This is a genomic window from Luteibacter sp., from assembly GCF_036500425.1.
Lineage (GTDB): Bacteria > Pseudomonadota > Gammaproteobacteria > Xanthomonadales > Rhodanobacteraceae > Luteibacter.
On record NZ_DASYCB010000044.1, the window covers coordinates 63,902 to 79,819 of the forward strand.

Genomic DNA, 15,918 nt, shown 5'->3' on the forward strand with positions numbered 1-15,918 from the left:
GCCTAGCGGTAGCGCTGGTGGCAGGCGGAACACGCCTCGCCGACCGGCTTCAGCGCGGTGACCAGGGCCTCGCACGTGGCGGGCTGGGCGGCCACCGCCCCATCCAGGGCCGTCGCGAGCGCGCCGGCAGCGTGGCCGAAGCCGGTGTCCATGCCGGGAAACGCCTCGCCAATGTCGCCGGCCTCTTGGCGCATCCGTACGAATCGGGCGGCCGACGCCTTGGCATCGCATTGCTTCGCCCGCACGTTGGCGCGGAGCGCGCCCATGTGGTGCTGCATCACCGCCATCACGCCATCGTGAAAGGGGGTGGCCTGGCGCAGGGCCGACATAGCAATGGTGGCGCCCATCGCGCCAACGGCAAGGCCCAGCACGACAAGGAGCAGCGTGCGCATCGGTTTTCCATGGCTTAGCGTGGCCGCCAGCATAGCGGACAGGCCTGTTGTTTCAATATGAGATAATGCACACCCCAATGGACCCCGAGATCCACGTGAGCACGGCCCAGGCCGAACGATTCGCCGGCATCGAGCGGCTGTACGGCCGCGGCACCCTGGACCGCCTTGCCCACGCACATGTCTGTGTCATCGGCATCGGCGGCGTGGGTTCGTGGGCGGCAGAGGCACTTGCCCGCAGTGGCATTGGCCGGCTGACGCTGATCGACGGCGACGATGTCTGCCTGTCGAACACCAATCGCCAGCTGCACGCCCTGGATGGACAGTACGGCAAGCCCAAGGTCGGCGTGATCGCCGAGCGTGCCCATGCCATCAACCCTACCATCCGCCTCGAAGGCATGGAGCGGTTTCTCACGCCCTCGACGCTGGATGAGCTGCTCGATCGCAACTACGACGTCGTGATCGATGCCTGCGATGCGATGAAGGTGAAGCTGGAAACCATCGTGTGGTGCCGGCGGCGCAAGGTGCCTCTGGTGACGGTGGGCTCCGCGGGCGGGCGTACCGATTCGACCGCGATTCGGGTGCGCGACCTGTCGCGCACGGAGCACGACGCCATGCTCAGCATGATCCGCAAGCGGCTGCGCCAGGAGCACCACTTCCCGCGCAACCCCGATCGCTTCTTCGGGGTGTCGGCGGTCTATTCGATGCAGAACGTGCAGTACCCGCAACCCGATGGCAGCGTGTGTGGCGTGCGCCCGCCGGGTAGCGATGCCCTCAAGCTGGACTGCGGCGGCGGCCTCGGCGCGGCCACGCATGTCACGGGTGCGTTCGCCTTTGCCGCGGTGGGCAAGGCGCTCGAGAAGCTGGCCGCGGTGAAGAAGGCCTAGAGCACAGCGGCCAGCGCGGCGAGCCCCTGTTCGAGCCGCGTCGGGCCTTCCTCGGCACCCAGGCAGACGCGCAGCCCCCGACCGATACCGCCTTCCGCATTGAAGGGAACGGGCGGTGTGACCAGCACCCCGGCGTTGCGCGCTCTTTCGTACACCGCATCGGCGTCGTCGCGTGGCAACCAGGCATGCATGCCGCCGTTGGTGCGCAGATCCGCGCCCAGGATCTCGCGGGCGAGCAGGTTGCGGTCGCGCATGGACGCGGCGAGGGTCTCGAGCAGGCCATCCGCGGTGCCGTCGGCCATCCAGCCGCCGACGATTGCAGGCAACAAGGGCGCCAGGCCGTCGGTGGCCAGTTGGATCGACTCCCTGAGCCGGTGATGGGTCGCATCGTCGGGCGCCAGCAGCCAGCCGATGCGAAGGCCGGGGCCAAGCACCTTGCCCATACCGCCCGCGTGCAGCACGCGCTCGGGCGCGAGCTCGGCCAGTGCAGGCAGCGCCTCTCCCCCTTGCCAGCCCAGCGCGGCGTATACATCGCCTTCGATAAGCGTCAGGTCGAGCTTGCGGGCGACCTCCACGATCGCTTTGCGGCGGCCCAGCGACATGGTGCCGGTGGTGGGGTTGTGCAGGGTGGGTTGCACGTACGCGACGCGCGCGCCGGTGCGGTGTACCGCATCCGCCAGCGCATCGGGCCGCATGCCTTCCTCATCCACGGCCACCGCCGCCGGCTTGACCCCATGGGCGAGTACGCCAAGCCGGAAACCGTGGAAGGTGAGTTCTTCCATCAGCAAGGTGTCGCCGGGGGCGCAGGTTTCTTCCAGGGCCAGGACCAGGCCGTGTCGCGCGCCAATCGTGAGCAGGAGCCGCCGCGGGTCCACCACGGAAAATCCACCATGCCGGCGCATCCAGCCGGCGATCGCCTCGCGCACGGCCAGGCCACCCTCGGGTTCCGGGTAGGCAAGGAGACGGTCGTCCAGTGGAAAGTTGGCAAGCGCCTCGCGTAGGCGGGCAGTGGGCGCGGCGCGCAGCGGCAGGTTCACGGCGAGGTCGTAGCTCATCGGGGCATTATGCTATGCGTATGTGGTACGTCTATCTCATCGAATGCCGGAACGGCAGCTGGTACGCCGGCATTACCAATGACCTTGAGGCGCGCTATGCCGCGCACGTGTCGGGCAAGGGCGCACGTTACACGCGCGCCAACCCACCCGTGAAGTTGCTGGGTGCGCGGCCCTTTCCCGATCGCTCCGCTGCCTCCCGCGCAGAGCACGAGGTAAAACGCTTGCCGAAGTCGAAGAAGCTGGCCTGGCTGGGCGATCAATCAGGGAGTGTGTAAGCGAGGTCGTAGCTATGGGCACCATCGGCGCCGATATCGATGGTGAACGTCCCGGCGATGCCCTTGAGTTCATCCGACCCGGTATCCGGCACGATCGTGATCAGTAACTCACGCTTGCCGTGGGCTTGTACGCCGCGATGGGCGAGAGCGAAGCTGCCTTTCTTTCCATCGACCGTACCGCTGAAGCGTTCTACGGCTACGTAAACCCCCGAGTCCGCTTTCTCCACACTGGAGGCGGTAAGCATCGTGCCCGGGAAGTGCCGCTCATGCCGCCATGGAAGGTCTTCTCCAGGCTCATCTGACCCAGAACGGAGCCTTGTCCGTTATCGGGTTGGCCGGTCGGGGCGATTTTCACGTCGAAACGGCCCTTGGCGTGGTGCGTCATGCTGGCTCCCCAGGCAATGGTGGTGAAGACGAGGGCGGCGGCGAAAAGCGAAGCGCGGACGATGGCCTGCATGGAACCCCCCGGTCGATGCACAATGGCAGCATGCAAGCACGCCGACATACCAAGGTTACGCCAGATTGGCACCGCTGGATCGGCGAGGCGCTGGCCAACGGCAATGCGCCGGCCGACCTCCTCGCCACCATGAAGGAAAACCACTTTGATGAGCGGGTGGCGCGTGACGCTATCGCGGAAGCGGTGTTTGGTGGCGTAGCACCATCGGTCGCGGACGAGTCGCGAGCCCACGAATTCACGAGCCGGCTATCGCGGGGCCACGTCATCCATGCGCCGGATCGCGATATCCGGGTGCTCGTGCGCGTGGCCCGCCCGGTGATTGCCGTGCTCGATAATGTGCTTGATGCCACCGAATGCGACGGCCTGATGGCCATGGCGCGCTCCCGGCTGGAGCGCTCGGCCGTGGTCTCGCCCGATTCGGGCAGTAACACGGTCATGGATATCCGCACCAGCGAAGGGGCGTACTTCCACCGCGCCGAGAACGAACTCATCCAGCGTATCGACGCCCGGACGGCCGCGATCATGCAGCTCACCGAGGAGCATGGCGAGGGCCTCCAGGTCATGCGCTATGGCGTGGGCGGTGAATACATGCCGCATTACGATTACTTCGCCCCCGAGCAGAAGGGCAGTGCCTCGCATATCGCCAGTGGCGGCCAGCGCGTCTCGACCCTGATCATGTATCTGGATGACGTACAGGCTGGTGGTGAGACGATTTTCCCCCGCATCGATTTCAGCTACGTGCCGCGCAAGGGGCAAGGCCTTTACTTCGAATATGCCGCGGCCGATGGTTCGCTGGATCCCCTTTCGCTACACGGGGGTGCACCGGTGACCGCCGGCGAGAAGTGGATCATCACCAAATGGATGCGCGAACGACCTTTTGCTGGCTGAAGGCTTGACGGCGACCCTGGACCTCAGCAATCTCGCTGGATTCAAGGGGGAGGGTTCAAGCATGCGCCGCGAGGCAGCCAGGGTTGCACGTTTTGTCTTCGCGAGCGCACTTTCCTGCGCTTCCGCCGCATGGGCCCAAAGCCCGCCCGCAGCCACTCCACCCATCCCGGTGCCAGCGTCCGCCGGCACGGTGGCAGCACCCGCCGTGCCGACCGAGATTCCGTTCGCGTCGCCGCATGCCGCATTCGTGCGCACACCGAGCGCACCCACGGCGTGGGGCGGCCCGCGCACCGGTACTGAAGCCACCTTGTCGGATCGCGTGGTGTCGTACCGCATCCAGGCAAAGCTCGACCCCGAAAAGCACACGGTCGATGGCCAGCAGCAACTGACCTGGCGCAACCGTAGTGACCGTCCGGTCTCCGCTATTTTCCTGCACCTGTATCTCAACGCCTTCGAAGGCGAGGGCAGCACATTCTTCACCGAGCGTGAGGTGCTGGCGCGTGGCGGCGACTCGCGCGGCGTTGGCAAGGTCAAGAAGGGCGAGTGGGGTTACATCGACTTGCAGCATGTCGAGCAGGACGGTGCCACCCTCAAGTGGTCCTTCGTCCACCCGGACAACGGCCCGGTCACCGACCACACCGTGGTGCGCGTGGACCTGGCGCAACCGGTGCCGGCGGGCGGCAGCGTCACCCTGGACATGGCCTTCCACAGCCAGCTGCCGCGCGTGATCGAGCGCACGGGCTATGTAGGCCAGTTCCACCTGGTGGGCCAGTGGTTCCCCAAGATCGGCGTCCTCGAACTGCCGGGCGAGCGTGGAGCGACCGAGCCGCGCTGGAACGTCCACGAGTTCCATTTCAACAGCGAATTCTTCGCTGATTTCGGCGAGTTCGACGTGCGCTTGACCGCGCCGAAGGCCTACACCGTCGCGGCCGTGGGTGAGCAACAGGGCGATCCGGTGCCCGAGGGCAATGACCTTACCTGGCACTTCAGCCAGGCCGACGTGCATGATTTCGCGTGGATGGCGGCGCCGGGCTTCAAGACGATCGAAACCACATGGAACGGTCCAGGCAGCCCGACCGTCAAGGTCAAGGTGCTTTACCCGCCGGAATACGAAGCCGATGCGAAGCCGGTGCAGAAGGCGACGACGGACTCGCTGACGTACTTCTCGAATACGCTCGGCCCGTACCCCTACAAGACGGTGACTGCGGTGGTACCGCCATTCAACGCCAGCGAAGCCGGCGGCATGGAGTACCCGACGTTCTTCACCGCCGACTACGACAAAGGCTACAAGCCGCGGACGTTCGCGGAATGGTTCATCGATTTCGTGACGATCCACGAGTTCGGCCATGGTTATTTCTATGGCCTGCTTGCCTCGAACGAGTTTGAAGAACCCATGCTGGACGAGGGCCTGAACGAGTACTGGGACGACCGCATGCTGCGCGAGCGCAAGCAGGATGTCTGGCTCACCAAGCCGTTCTGGCAGTTCTTCGGCGTGCAGCCGCCGATCGGGGTCTTCCAGCTGGAGCGCATGATCGCCACGTTGAGCCACCCGGGTGATCCGCTCGGCCAGAACGCGTGGGATCGCCTGTCCAGCCAGCAGTACGGCACGGTCTACTCGCGCACGGCCACCGCGATGCATGATCTCGAGGAGCGTCTTGGCAAGGAGGTGACCGAGAAGGCCTTCCGCCAGTACTACGCCACCTGGCACTTCCGGCATCCCTCGATCGGTGACCTGCAGGCCACGCTGGCCGAGGTGTCCGGTAAGCCCGAGGTCGTGGCCCAGGTGTTCGAGCAGTACGTCTACGGCACCGATCGGATCGATGATCAGGTGAAGGAGATCACCAGCGACGAGGTGCTCCCGCTCGCCGGTACGTCGATGAAGGACGGCAAGCGCGTGGAACTCTCCAGCGACGACAACGACGAGGCGATCGACAAGCAGCGCGATGCGTGGAAGAAGGCGCACCCGGATGCGAAGAAAGGCACCGGTCCGTTCCCGTACCGCACGATCGTTACCGTGTGGCGTGATGGCTCGCCGGTCCCTCAGGTCCTGAAGGTGACCTTCGCCGATGATTCAGTGGAAACGGTGCGCTGGAATGACCAGCGGCGCTGGGCTCGCTTTGAGTTTACCAAGCCGGTGAAGGCCACCTCGGCCGAGCTCGATCCCGAGCAGAAGATCTACCTCGACAGCAACAAGCTCAACGACAGCCGCACGGTGGAGGCAAACCACGCTGCCACGCGCCGCTGGACGTCGGATTTCGCCGCCCTGTTCCAGGGCATCTATAGCGTGCTGGTGACCCTATGAACGGCCAAGTGAAACGTTCCGCCTTCGCCGCACTCGGTGCTGGCGCGCTCGGCGGACTGCAGTGGCGGGTGATGTTGTTGTGGATCCTGGTCACGCTGTTGCCGACGCTTATGGTGTCGCTGCCCTTGTGGGCCGCCTTGGACGGCATGCTCGGGCATAGCGTGCACGCGGATAGCTATGCGGCGCATTTCAATGGCCTGATGTTTGCCGACGTCATGGGTGGCTTGCAGCGCAATAACCAGTGGACGGGCATGGCGTTCATCGCCGGCGTGTTGTTGACCCTGGCCATTTCGCCGTTCCTCACGGGTATGGTGGTGGCAGGGGGGCGTGCGGGCAGGGCGCTCAGCTTTGGCGCGCTGCTGCAGGGTGGCGCTACCGAGTACGGGCGCATGCTTCGCCTGCTGATCCTTTCGCTCGTGCCGTATGTCCTGTTTGGCCTGGCGGCGAGCGGTTTGTCGTCGTTTGGGTCGGACAAGAGTGATGCGGCGTTGCTTGAGTCGAGTGCGGATATGTGGACGAACGTGACGCTCGGCGTGACGTTGCTGGTGTTCGTGATCGTCCAGTGCATCGTGGAATCGGCGCGTGCGGCGTACATCGCGGATATTACGTTGCGTTCGGCGTTCCGCGCGTTGGGGCGTGGGTTCATGCAGTTCCTGCGCCGACCGTTTGCAACGTTGCTGGTGTACCTGGTGATTACGCTGGTGGGCGCGATCTTGATGGTGTTGATCGCGTCGTGGCGTGGGAATACAACGGCGGCGGGTGGCGGCACGTGGGTGGCGTTCCTGATCGTGCAGTTGGGGGTGGTCGTGGTGGCATGGATGCGTACGGCGCGTTTGCTGGCGCTGTCGCGCCTGGCCACCGTGAACGCGCATCGCCGCCGCCGGACGGATTTCGCCCCGGCGCTCTGATCGGCTACAACAAAAAAAGCCGCGATGGCTCGCGGCTTTTTCTTGTCGACAGGGCGCGCGTTAGCTCGCGCGGCGGACTTCGCGGTGGGGCGGGTAGTACGCGAACAGGTGGGTCGCGCCGCCGAGGAAATCGATGTTGTCGATGTGCTCGCCGCCCAGGCGTTCAGCGACGTGATCCGACGCTTCGTTGCCGATGCGCACCAGGCTGATCACGCGCTGCGCGTGCATCTCGTGCCACGCGAAATCCAGGATCGCCGTACCCGCTTCCGTGGCATAGCCATGGTGGCGATGCTCTGGCTTGAGCATCCAGCCCAGTTCCAGGTCAGGCCAGCCTTCCGGCTTCATCAAGCCGGCGCGACCGATGAACTCGCCGGTGTCCTTCAACTCGATCGCCCACATGCCACACCCACGCAAGGCCCAGTGGCCAAGCAGCATGGCCATGGAACGCCAAGCGTTCATGCGATCCAACGGCTGCCCATCACCGATCCAGCGCGTGCTCTCGGCGTCCGCCAGCATGTTGGCGTAATCGTCGAAATGGCGTTCGGTGAGCGCGGTGAGCCGCAGGCGCGGCGTTTCGAGAACGGGGATATCTGCAGTTGCCATCGAGGTGACCAGAAGTTTCAGCCGAGCAAGGTAGCCAGAGCGTGAGTGCTCACGCGGAGGCTCTCTTGCCAGGACAAGCCGGTTATTTTCTCACCAGTTTCGCCATCGGCAAAGTCCTCGATCTGGCCGGGTGCGAGAAGGTGGCGGTAATCTACTGTTATTTCAGTGCCTTGCGGCAAATCCTTGGTCGCAAATATAAATCCGAGGTGCCACAGGCCGGTGGGGCGGAAGCTGTGGTTCACGTAGCACTCGTCCGGCCAGTCGGGGGAAAGCGTGTAGCGATCCTCGAACCAGCGGGCGGCGGCGTACAGGTCCTGCGAGGCCACGATGTCGGCCCACGGATAGGTGCGGTCGATGCTGTCAGGCGCCGTGACGACGCGGCCCGCAGCCACGAATTCGTCGACAAAAAGCCCCTTGCCGGCCCCTTGGATGGTCGACGCAGCGATGCGGTAACGCGGAAGGATCATTGGATCTTCTTTGCCCCAATTCCGTGCCACAGCCCCCCGGCCTGGCATGGGGCGCGAGTGTAGCGCGTTGCGCGCCGAGTGGAAGGGCCGCCTGCGAAGGCGGCCCCGGAGCTCAGCCTTCGTCGTCCACCGCGGCGGCCTTCCTGGCCTTGCCAGCCTTGGCCGTGCGCGGCTTCGTAGTGGCTTTGCCGCCCTCGACCTGGATGGCGTCGCGGTTGCGTTCGACCAGCGATTCACCGATGCCTTTCACCTCGGCAAGCTGGTCGGCGGAAGTGAAGGGGCCGTTGGCATCGCGCCACGCGACGATGGCCTGGGCTTTGGCCAGGCCCACGCCGTCAAGCGATTGGGCGAGGGCCGTGGCATCGGCCGTATTGATGTTGACCGGCGTAGAAGCAAAGGCCGGTGCGGCCAGGAGCAGGGCGGTAAATAGCAGGTGGCGAACAGACATGTGGGGTTCCTTGGCTTAGGCGCCAGATGGCGCTTGGGCACTGTGCCGCGTACGGGATCCCTTGCTTAGCGGCGTCGGGTATTGCCACGTGTGCGCCTCGCTACCTGCGGCGTGAAGGCGGGCGCCCACATGGGCGCCATCGCGTGCAAGCACGCTGCTACAGGGCTAGCGTGGCCCAAGGTGACGCAGGTCTCGTGCAGGAGCGCGCTTGCGCGCGATCGGGCCCCGCTGCCCAGCGCTGATACAATCAGCCTTTGCCCCACCTAGCAAGGCGAGCCATGGATACCTCCCGCATCACCTCCTTCGTCAGTGGCCTCTGGGATCAGGAAATCGTCCCGCAGCTGGTCGAGTACATCCGCATCCCCAACAAGTCGCCGATGTTTGACGCGCAGTGGCGCGAGCACGGCTACATGGACCAGGCGGTGAAGCTGATGGAGGACTGGGCGCGTTCGAAGCTGCCGGCGCTCGAGGGCGCCACCCTGGAAGTGGTTCGTCTGGAGGGCCGCACGCCGCTGATCTTCATCGACGTGCCGGCGCAAGGTATTAGCGGCAAGGGCACCGACGAGACCGTGGTGCTCTACGGCCACCTCGACAAGCAGCCGGAAATGACCGGCTGGGCCGACGACCTTGGGCCGTGGACGCCCGTATTGAAGGGCGACAAGCTCTACGGCCGCGGCGGCGCGGATGATGGCTACGCGATCTTCGGTTCACTGGCGGCCCTGCTCGCGTTGCGCGAGCAGGGCGTGCCGCACGCGCGTTGCGTGATCATGATCGAAGCCTGCGAAGAGTCGGGCAGCTATGACCTGCCGTACTACGTGGATCACCTCGCGGGCCGCATCGGTAACCCGGCGCTCGTCGTCTGCCTGGATTCGGGTTGCGGCAACTACGACCAGTTGTGGCTGACCACCTCGCTGCGCGGGATGACCGGCGGCAACCTCACCGTGCAGGTGCTGGAAGAGGGCGTGCACTCCGGGGATGCCTCCGGCGTGGTGCCTTCGAGCTTCCGCATTCTGCGCGACTTGCTGAGCCGCCTGGAAGATCAGGAAACCGGCACGATCGTCCCGAAGGAGCTGTACGTCGAGATCCCGGAGCAGCGCAAGGCGCAGGCGCGCAAGTCGGCCGATGTGCTGGGCACGGCGATCTACGACAAGTTCCCGTTCGTTGAAGGTATGAAGCCGACGACTGACGACCTGACTGAGCTGGTGCTCAACCGCACCTGGCGCCCGCAGCTCTCGGTAACCGGGGTGGGTGGCATGCCGGCGCTGGAGAGTGCCGGCAACGTGCTGCGTCCGAAGACCTCGGTGAAGCTCAGCCTGCGCGTACCGCCAACCCTCAATGGCGCCGAGGCCGGCAAATTCCTCAAGCAGTTGCTCGAGAAGGATCCCCCGTACGGCGCGAAGGTCAGCTTCGCCCTGGAGAAGGACGGTAGCGGCTGGAATGCCCCGGCCCTCTCGGCGTGGCTGGAAGACACCGTGGCCCAGGCGTCGCAGGATTACTTCGGCCAGCCGGCCGCCTACATGGGCGAGGGCGGCAGCATCCCGTTCATGGGCATGCTCGGCGAGAAGTTCCCGCAGGCGCAGTTCCTGATCACCGGCGTACTCGGCCCGCACTCCAACGCGCATGGCCCGAACGAGTTCCTGCATATCCCCACCGGCAAGCGCGTGAGCATGGTGGTGGCCAGCGTTGTCGCCCGTCACTTCCAGGAAGCGTCGAAGGCATGAGCGACGACCTCGCCACGCTGGCAGGCCGCCTGGCGGCCGTGCGGGCGGGGATCGACACGGCCTGCCATGCGGCAGGCCGCGATCCGGCCGAGGTCGGCTTGCTGCCCGTTAGCAAGACCTTCGGCGCTGAAGTGGTCGCGGAAGCGGCCAACCTCGGGTTGCGCCGCTTTGGCGAGAACAAGGTGCAGGAGATCCAGGCCAAGGCGACCGAACTGGCGTCGCTTGGACTGGACTGGGTGGTCATCGGCCACCTGCAGACCAACAAGGCCAAGGTCGTGGCGGCCCTCGCCAGCGAGGTCCAGTCACTTGACCGCCTGGAACTCGCCGTTGCCCTGGACAAGGCACTGCAGGCGCAGGGCAGGGCCATCGATGTGCTGGTGCAACTGAAGACCTCCGCCGAGGACAGCAAGACCGGCCTGCCGCCCGGCGAGCTGCTCCGCTTCCTCGAGCAGCTCAGGGCGTTCCATTCTTTGCAGGTGCGTGGGCTGATGACGATCGCCGAACACAGCGATGACGACGCTGTCGTGCGGGCGAACTTCCGGGCGCTGTATCAGTGCCGGAACAGGGGGCAAGAAGCGGGCCACTCCTTGCCGCGCCTGTCCATGGGCATGAGTGGCGACTATGCCCTGGCTATCGCCGAAGGCAGCACCGAAGTGCGAATCGGCAGCTCGATATTCGGTGCACGGAATTACAAGCACTGATCAGTTCAGTTAATACAGATCGGCAATAGGATCGCCGGGAGGCGATCCGTAAGTGCTCACATACGTGAAGCAAGTGCTTAAATCTGTTCAGGATTGTGATTGGGTTACCGTTATTTATTACGGAATCTCTCAATTATTCCTAGGAATGGCGATTTTTAACTTTATGCCAACAACAGGGCTAATGGGGTTTGGTAACTTCACCACTCGTTCACGGTCGTCCCACGCAAGCGGCGGCTTAACTCCACGATGAACAGGCCTCCTCGCTCATGCATTTCAAGCGACTGACCGCTCTCGCGTTAGCTACTTGCTGTATCGCCGCTGTAACACCCGCCATCGCTGACACCATCCAGGCCCCGCAAGGCCTCGACCAGTCCGCGACGCTGCTGCTCACCGACCTTCCGGTCTTCGCCCCGGCCAATGGCCTGGCGCAGTCCATCATTCCGGATGCTTCGACTTTCGCCGCGCCCAAGGCCGCTGTCGCTACCGTGGCGTCGGCACAGGATGCGCAGGAAGCCGACGCTGTCGACGGCGATGACGACGATAGCCTCGTCGCTGCCGCGACCGCCCGCCTGGCTGGCCATGTCGACGGCCACGCCCGCGAGGCACTGCTCTCCTTCGCCATGAAGCTCCGTGATATCCGTTACCACCGCGGTGGTCGTACCCCGACCGCCGGTTTTGATTGCAGCGGCTTCGTCCGCTACGTGTTCGCCAAGAGCATTGGCCTCGACCTGCCCACCAACTCGGCCAGCCAGTTCCTCGCCGGGCTGTCGGTCAAGCGCACCGAAATGAAGACGGGCGACCTGGTCTTCTTCCGCACCCGCGGTAAGGCCATCTCGCACGTCGGTATCTACATTGACAACGGCCAGTTCATCCACTCCCCGTCGGCAGGCAAGACGGTGCGCGTGGATAGCCTCAACGAGGCGTACTGGTCCAAGCACTTCGCCGGCGCCAAGCGCCCCGAAGGTATCGCCAAGATCTGACGGGTCCCTTCAACGACTTTTCCGAAACGGCATGCCACGGCATGCCGTTTTTTTTTGGCTTGCCTACCAGTTCATCGACTCACGCCCCGCGACCGTAGTGGACCGGCACTCGTTCCTTTCCGTCGCGGTATTGGTCGCTCTCTTTCGGGCTCATCCGGCGCTCGTACGACACTTGTTGCCCGAATTGCGTTGTGTGAGTACCTCTCTCTACCAGATCGCCCTCGACCGTCAGATTTACGATGCAAGCGGCTTTCCTCCGTTGCCAGGGATCGGCAACCTTGTCGAGGTAGCTGAACACGACGGCGCCCGTCCCGCCGGCACTTCCCAGTGTGGACGTGAAGGCGCTTAGTTCGGGCAAGCCTTCCGCCCACTGTGTCGGTTCAATATCGAATCGCCAGCGACGATTCCCGAGAATGTCGCAGAACTCGCCGTACGCCTTTGCGCCTGTCGCAAAGGCTTCCTGCATGAAGTAGCGCAGCATGTCTAATGAACTGTCGAGCGAATTCATCTTGTTGTCTTCAGCCGCCCCAGCATCGATCCACTTGCCTGATTCATACGGTTCCGCGGGCGCCGTTAGAGCGTTTGAGGCTTCAATGTCCTGGAGCGTCGCCCATAGCGCCTTAAGCCGCGACTTCGCAGGCTCTCTTATCTGATCGGCCCTTCGGCGCGTCGTGGACGCTCTGTATTGCGTGGCAAGCGCGCCGGTGTCCTGCGCAAAATGGTCAATCGTGCTCCGTAGCGGGTAGAAGACCTCCTTTTCCCATGGACCGGAGTTCATGGGCCCGGAGACTGAGTTCAGTAATAGCGAAGCCAGGAGCGCGCCGTCGTTCCTGGTTTCGGCGGTCAGGTTCGCCATGGCCGCAGCGCCATATATCGAGTATCCACCCGCGTTATCGTCATTCGGGAGTGGCGATGGGGCCAGGATAGGGAGGCTCGCAACCGGGGGCATCGGTGGTCGTGGACCCGCCCCATAAGATGGGCTCTCGTTGAGTCGTTGGTCGGCACGCGTGCTTGCAACTTTCCAGGTCTTTTCAAATGTTTCAAGGACGTTCCGCGCGCAATGGATGAAGCGATCTGCATCCTGCCGTAGCACCGCGGCAACCTTGGCCCCATCGGCTGGATCAAGAGCCGCTGAACTCTCGGACTGAGGGTTGCTATCGGTTCGGTCTTGATCCTTACTGACGGAGCTCACTGACATGCCGGGACTTGCGGGCGCGCGGATGTCGGCGCACGCAAGTTCTGGCAACGGACGGGAAGGAAGTTCATCGCTGTTCAGAGCGCCGAGCAAGGCGTCCAGGGCACCGTAGAGACGCGGAAGTCTGTCAGAGGTCCATATCTCGAGGTACCCGTAAACCTCCAGGAGATCGCCCACATCCGGTCCTTGATTCGGAGTCGCGGGTGTGTTGGCTTGTTGCTCAAGGGCCTTCAGAGCAGCGAGCGCATCCGTCGAATTTGTGGGCTTTTTACCGCCCACGCTCAGGCCGTACTGGACGACCGCGTCCGCTAGCTTGGAAAAGTCGGTCATCGTGTTACCTCATCCGTGGCTACGATGCTCACAGCTCTTAACACAATCGAAGCCTGACGAAGCGTGCTGCCCTTGGCTATCGCAATGCGTTTTCCGTGCGTCAACGGCTACGCCATTGAATGTTCGTCGGTTTAATCGGGCCACCGATGTAAAATCGCCGAGCGGCACCCCGCCGTTCGATGATTTCCTGACGTGCCCAGAACCCCCTTGACGCCCAGCTTCGGCCTCGCCCGCGTCCTTTCCAAACGCGGCATCTGCTCTCGTAGCCAGGGTGAAAACCTCGTGCGCGAGGGCAGGGTGCGCGTTGATGGCAGGGTAATCCGCGACCCTGAGTTTCCGATCCGCGGAAGCGAGCATATCGATCTGGATGGTGGCAGCGCGGAAGCGGCGGCGCCGCTTTACCTGTTGATGAACAAACCGCGTGGCATCGTGGTGTCTGCGTCCGACGAACGCGGACGCGATACGGTGTACTCCCTGCTCGAGGGCGCGGGTTTGCCGTGGCTCGGCCCAGTGGGGCGCCTGGACAAAGCCAGCGAGGGCCTCCTGCTACTTTCCAACGATACGGTGTGGGCCGCGGGGATCACCGATCCGGCGACGCACGTGCCGAAGACGTACCACGTGCAGGTGGCGGGGCATCCTGATGACGCGACGATCGACGCGATGCTCAAAGGCGTCGTGGACGAGGGCGAGTCGCTGCGGGCCGGCGCCGCCACACTGCTGCGCCAGGGCGAAAAGAATGCATGGCTCGAAGTGACGCTGGACGAAGGCCGCAACCGGCATATCCGCCGGTTGATGCAGGTGCTGGGCTTCGAGGTGCAGCGGCTGGTCCGGGTCGCCATTGGCGAGCTGCCGTTGGGCGAGTTGCCCAAGGGCCAATGGCGGCACCTCACCGATGGCGAGGTTACCGCACTACGGAAACGCTAACCCTGTAGGAGCGCGCTTGTGCGCGATCGCGCGCAAGCGCGCTCCTACAGGGTAATGATCCCCGTTGGTTGGGCGGGAATCAGGCCTTGAGGACGCCCAGCTTCTTCGCGACCTTGGTGAACGCGGCGATCGCCTTGTCCAGGTGCTCGCGTGTGTGCGCCGCGCTCATCTGGGTGCGGATGCGCGCCTTGCCCTGCGGGACGACCGGGAAGAAGAAACCGGTGACATAGATGCCTTCTTCGAGCAGCTCGCTGGCCATGGCCTGGGCCTGCTTCGCGTCGTAGATCATCACCGGCACGATCGGGTGCTGGCCGGGGCGGATGTCGAAGCCAGCTTCGGTCATCTTCTCGCGGAAGTAGCGGGTGTTTGTCTTCACCTTGTCGCGCAGGTCACCGGCGGCGGCGAGCATGTCGAACACCTTGCTGCCCGCGGCGACCACGTGCGGCGGCAGCGAGTTTGAGAACAGATACGGACGCGAACGCTGGCGGAGCATTTCGATCACTTCCTTGCGGCCGGTGGTGAAGCCACCCAACGCGCCACCCAGCGCCTTGCCGAGCGTGCCGGTGAAGATATCGATCTTGTCGAGCACGCCGTGGAACTCGGCCGAGCCGCGGCCGGTGTCGCCGAGGAACCCTGTGCAATGGCACTCGTCGATGTGGACCAGTGCGTTGTACTTCTTCGCCAGCGCGGTGATTTCATCCAGCGGGGCGATGAAGCCATCCATGGAGAAGGCGCCATCGGTGGTGATCAGCTTCGTGCGTGCGCCGGCCGCGTCTGCGGCCTGCAGCTGGGCTTCCAGGTCGGCCATGTCGCAGTTGTTGTAGCGGAAGCGCTTGGCCTTGCAAAGGCGGATGCCGTCGATGATCGAGGCGTGATTCAGCGCATCGGAGATGATCGCGTCTTCCTCGCCCAGCAGCGGTTCGAAGAGGCCGCCGTTGGCATCAAAGCAGGCAGCATAGAGGATCGTGTCCTCGGTGCCGAAGAACTGGGCGATCTTGGCCTCCAGCTCTTTGTGCAGGTCCTGCGTGCCGCAGATGAAGCGCACGCTGGCCATGCCGAAGCCGTGGGTATCCAGGACGTCCTTGGCGGCAGCGATCACCTCGGGGTGGTCGGCCAGGCCCAGGTAGTTGTTCGCGCAGAAATTGAGCACCTTGCGGCCGCCTTCGAGCTCGATCTCGGCGGACTGGGGCGACACGATAATGCGTTCAGCCTTGAACAGGCCCTGCTCGCGAATGGAGGCGAGCTCGGCGGCGAGGCGATCCTGGGCGGGATAGGACATGGGACGACTTCCGGGGACGGGTAAATCCCGATTCTACCCCGTGCTTGCCCTGTAGGAGCGCGCTTGCGCGCGATGGGGCTTGAGGCAAGCGCCCATCGCGCGCAAGCGC

Annotated in this window: 17 protein-coding genes; 9 read left to right on the plus strand and 8 right to left on the minus strand. The window is 64.3% G+C overall.

Annotation, left to right across the window (positions count from 1 at the left end):
• Positions 1–2: 2 nt before the first annotated feature.
• Positions 3–392 (minus strand): cytochrome C, encoded by a 390-nt coding sequence (locus VGN46_RS10810; RefSeq protein WP_331643591.1) that lies wholly within the window; start codon positions 390–392, stop codon positions 3–5.
• A 77-nt stretch (positions 393–469) separates the two neighbouring features.
• Here VGN46_RS10810 and VGN46_RS10815 point away from each other — a divergent pair, with 77 nt between their 5' ends.
• The gene (locus VGN46_RS10815; RefSeq protein WP_414675249.1) at positions 470–1,276 is read left to right on the plus strand and encodes a tRNA threonylcarbamoyladenosine dehydratase; all 807 of its coding nucleotides are present in this window, start codon (positions 470–472) and stop codon (positions 1,274–1,276) included.
• Here the strand turns inward: VGN46_RS10815 and VGN46_RS10820 are convergent.
• Entirely contained in the window at positions 1,273–2,331 is a 1,059-nt protein-coding gene (locus VGN46_RS10820) for a PLP-dependent aminotransferase family protein (protein ID WP_331643595.1), read from the minus strand. The two genes, VGN46_RS10815 and VGN46_RS10820, sit on opposite strands and share 4 nt — an antisense overlap.
• A gap of 14 nt (positions 2,332–2,345) precedes the next feature.
• Between VGN46_RS10820 and VGN46_RS10825 the strand changes: the two genes are divergently transcribed.
• Positions 2,346–2,606, plus strand: coding sequence for a GIY-YIG nuclease family protein (locus tag VGN46_RS10825; protein ID WP_331643597.1), 261 nt, complete (start codon positions 2,346–2,348; stop codon positions 2,604–2,606).
• Here VGN46_RS10825 and VGN46_RS10830 read toward each other — a convergent pair.
• Entirely contained in the window at positions 2,588–2,851 is a 264-nt protein-coding gene (locus tag VGN46_RS10830) for a DUF3224 domain-containing protein (protein ID WP_331643598.1), read from the minus strand. The genes VGN46_RS10825 and VGN46_RS10830 overlap by 19 nt on opposite strands.
• Before the next feature lie 242 nt (positions 2,852–3,093).
• Between VGN46_RS10830 and VGN46_RS10835 the strand changes: the two genes are divergently transcribed.
• The 3 genes from VGN46_RS10835 (at position 3,094) to VGN46_RS10845 (ending at position 7,161) form a co-directional block, all read left to right on the plus strand.
• Positions 3,094–3,951 carry a 2OG-Fe(II) oxygenase gene (locus VGN46_RS10835; RefSeq protein ID WP_331643600.1) on the plus strand — a complete coding sequence of 286 codons (858 nt, stop codon included), beginning with the start codon at positions 3,094–3,096 and terminating at the stop codon, positions 3,949–3,951.
• A 169-nt stretch (positions 3,952–4,120) separates the two neighbouring features.
• Positions 4,121–6,253: a M1 family metallopeptidase gene (locus VGN46_RS10840; protein ID WP_331643602.1), complete on the plus strand. Its 2,133-nt coding sequence runs from the start codon at positions 4,121–4,123 to the stop codon at positions 6,251–6,253.
• Positions 6,254–6,261: 8 nt separating this feature from the next.
• Positions 6,262–7,161 carry a hypothetical protein gene (locus VGN46_RS10845; RefSeq protein WP_331643604.1) on the plus strand — a complete coding sequence of 300 codons (900 nt, stop codon included), beginning with the start codon at positions 6,262–6,264 and terminating at the stop codon, positions 7,159–7,161.
• 60 nt (positions 7,162–7,221) lie between these two features.
• On the opposite strand, the gene VGN46_RS10850 is transcribed toward VGN46_RS10845, so the two are convergent.
• The 3 genes from VGN46_RS10850 to VGN46_RS10860 all read right to left on the minus strand — a co-directional run bounded on the left by VGN46_RS10850 (position 7,222) and on the right by VGN46_RS10860 (position 8,679).
• A complete protein-coding gene (locus VGN46_RS10850; protein WP_331643606.1) occupies positions 7,222–7,764 on the minus strand; it encodes a GNAT family N-acetyltransferase in 543 nt (180 codons plus the stop codon).
• Between the two features lie 17 nt (positions 7,765–7,781).
• Complete coding sequence (locus VGN46_RS10855; protein WP_331643608.1) at positions 7,782–8,231, minus strand: SET domain-containing protein; 450 nt, start codon at positions 8,229–8,231, stop codon at positions 7,782–7,784.
• A gap of 112 nt (positions 8,232–8,343) precedes the next feature.
• Positions 8,344–8,679 carry a ComEA family DNA-binding protein gene (locus tag VGN46_RS10860; RefSeq protein ID WP_331643610.1) on the minus strand — a complete coding sequence of 112 codons (336 nt, stop codon included), beginning with the start codon at positions 8,677–8,679 and terminating at the stop codon, positions 8,344–8,346.
• Positions 8,680–8,957: 278 nt separating this feature from the next.
• Between VGN46_RS10860 and VGN46_RS10865 the strand changes: the two genes are divergently transcribed.
• The 3 genes from VGN46_RS10865 (at position 8,958) to VGN46_RS10875 (ending at position 12,081) form a co-directional block, all read left to right on the plus strand.
• Positions 8,958–10,400 carry a M20 family metallopeptidase gene (locus VGN46_RS10865; RefSeq protein ID WP_331643612.1) on the plus strand — a complete coding sequence of 481 codons (1,443 nt, stop codon included), beginning with the start codon at positions 8,958–8,960 and terminating at the stop codon, positions 10,398–10,400.
• Complete coding sequence (locus VGN46_RS10870) at positions 10,397–11,101, plus strand: YggS family pyridoxal phosphate-dependent enzyme (RefSeq protein WP_331643614.1); 705 nt, start codon at positions 10,397–10,399, stop codon at positions 11,099–11,101. The genes VGN46_RS10865 and VGN46_RS10870 overlap by 4 nt, the downstream gene beginning before the upstream one ends.
• 266 nt (positions 11,102–11,367) lie before the next feature.
• Positions 11,368–12,081, plus strand: coding sequence for a C40 family peptidase (locus tag VGN46_RS10875; protein ID WP_331643616.1), 714 nt, complete (start codon positions 11,368–11,370; stop codon positions 12,079–12,081).
• Between the two features lie 79 nt (positions 12,082–12,160).
• Here the strand turns inward: VGN46_RS10875 and VGN46_RS10880 are convergent, their stop codons facing one another.
• Positions 12,161–13,606, minus strand: coding sequence for a hypothetical protein (locus VGN46_RS10880; protein WP_331643619.1), 1,446 nt, complete (start codon positions 13,604–13,606; stop codon positions 12,161–12,163).
• A gap of 192 nt (positions 13,607–13,798) precedes the next feature.
• On the opposite strand from VGN46_RS10880, the gene VGN46_RS10885 reads away from it, so the two are divergent.
• Positions 13,799–14,530: a pseudouridine synthase gene (locus VGN46_RS10885; RefSeq protein WP_331643621.1), complete on the plus strand. Its 732-nt coding sequence runs from the start codon at positions 13,799–13,801 to the stop codon at positions 14,528–14,530.
• A gap of 79 nt (positions 14,531–14,609) precedes the next feature.
• Here VGN46_RS10885 and kbl read toward each other — a convergent pair whose 3' ends face one another.
• A complete protein-coding gene (gene kbl, locus VGN46_RS10890; protein WP_331643623.1) occupies positions 14,610–15,809 on the minus strand; it encodes a glycine C-acetyltransferase in 1,200 nt (399 codons plus the stop codon).
• Positions 15,810–15,918: the final 109 nt, after the last annotated feature.

Bases quoted from the DNA above. Each gene is read 5' to 3' on its own strand.
- VGN46_RS10815 (WP_414675249.1), top strand. From the start codon at position 470: ATGGACCCCGAGATCCACGTGAGCACGGCCCAGGCCGAACGATTCGCC.
- VGN46_RS10820 (WP_331643595.1), bottom strand. From the start codon at position 2,331: ATGAGCTACGACCTCGCCGTGAACCTGCCGCTGCGCGCCGCGCCCACT.
- VGN46_RS10850 (WP_331643606.1), bottom strand. From the start codon at position 7,764: ATGGCAACTGCAGATATCCCCGTTCTCGAAACGCCGCGCCTGCGGCTC.
- VGN46_RS10830 (WP_331643598.1), bottom strand. From the start codon at position 2,851: ATGCTTACCGCCTCCAGTGTGGAGAAAGCGGACTCGGGGGTTTACGTA.
- VGN46_RS10865 (WP_331643612.1), top strand. From the start codon at position 8,958: ATGGATACCTCCCGCATCACCTCCTTCGTCAGTGGCCTCTGGGATCAG.
- VGN46_RS10880 (WP_331643619.1), bottom strand. From the start codon at position 13,606: ATGACCGACTTTTCCAAGCTAGCGGACGCGGTCGTCCAGTACGGCCTG.
- VGN46_RS10835 (WP_331643600.1), top strand. From the start codon at position 3,094: ATGCAAGCACGCCGACATACCAAGGTTACGCCAGATTGGCACCGCTGG.
- VGN46_RS10825 (WP_331643597.1), top strand. From the start codon at position 2,346: ATGCGTATGTGGTACGTCTATCTCATCGAATGCCGGAACGGCAGCTGG.
- kbl (WP_331643623.1), bottom strand. From the start codon at position 15,809: ATGTCCTATCCCGCCCAGGATCGCCTCGCCGCCGAGCTCGCCTCCATT.
- VGN46_RS10875 (WP_331643616.1), top strand. From the start codon at position 11,368: ATGCATTTCAAGCGACTGACCGCTCTCGCGTTAGCTACTTGCTGTATC.
- VGN46_RS10870 (WP_331643614.1), top strand. From the start codon at position 10,397: ATGAGCGACGACCTCGCCACGCTGGCAGGCCGCCTGGCGGCCGTGCGG.
- VGN46_RS10855 (WP_331643608.1), bottom strand. From the start codon at position 8,231: ATGATCCTTCCGCGTTACCGCATCGCTGCGTCGACCATCCAAGGGGCC.
- VGN46_RS10860 (WP_331643610.1), bottom strand. From the start codon at position 8,679: ATGTCTGTTCGCCACCTGCTATTTACCGCCCTGCTCCTGGCCGCACCG.
- VGN46_RS10810 (WP_331643591.1), bottom strand. From the start codon at position 392: ATGCGCACGCTGCTCCTTGTCGTGCTGGGCCTTGCCGTTGGCGCGATG.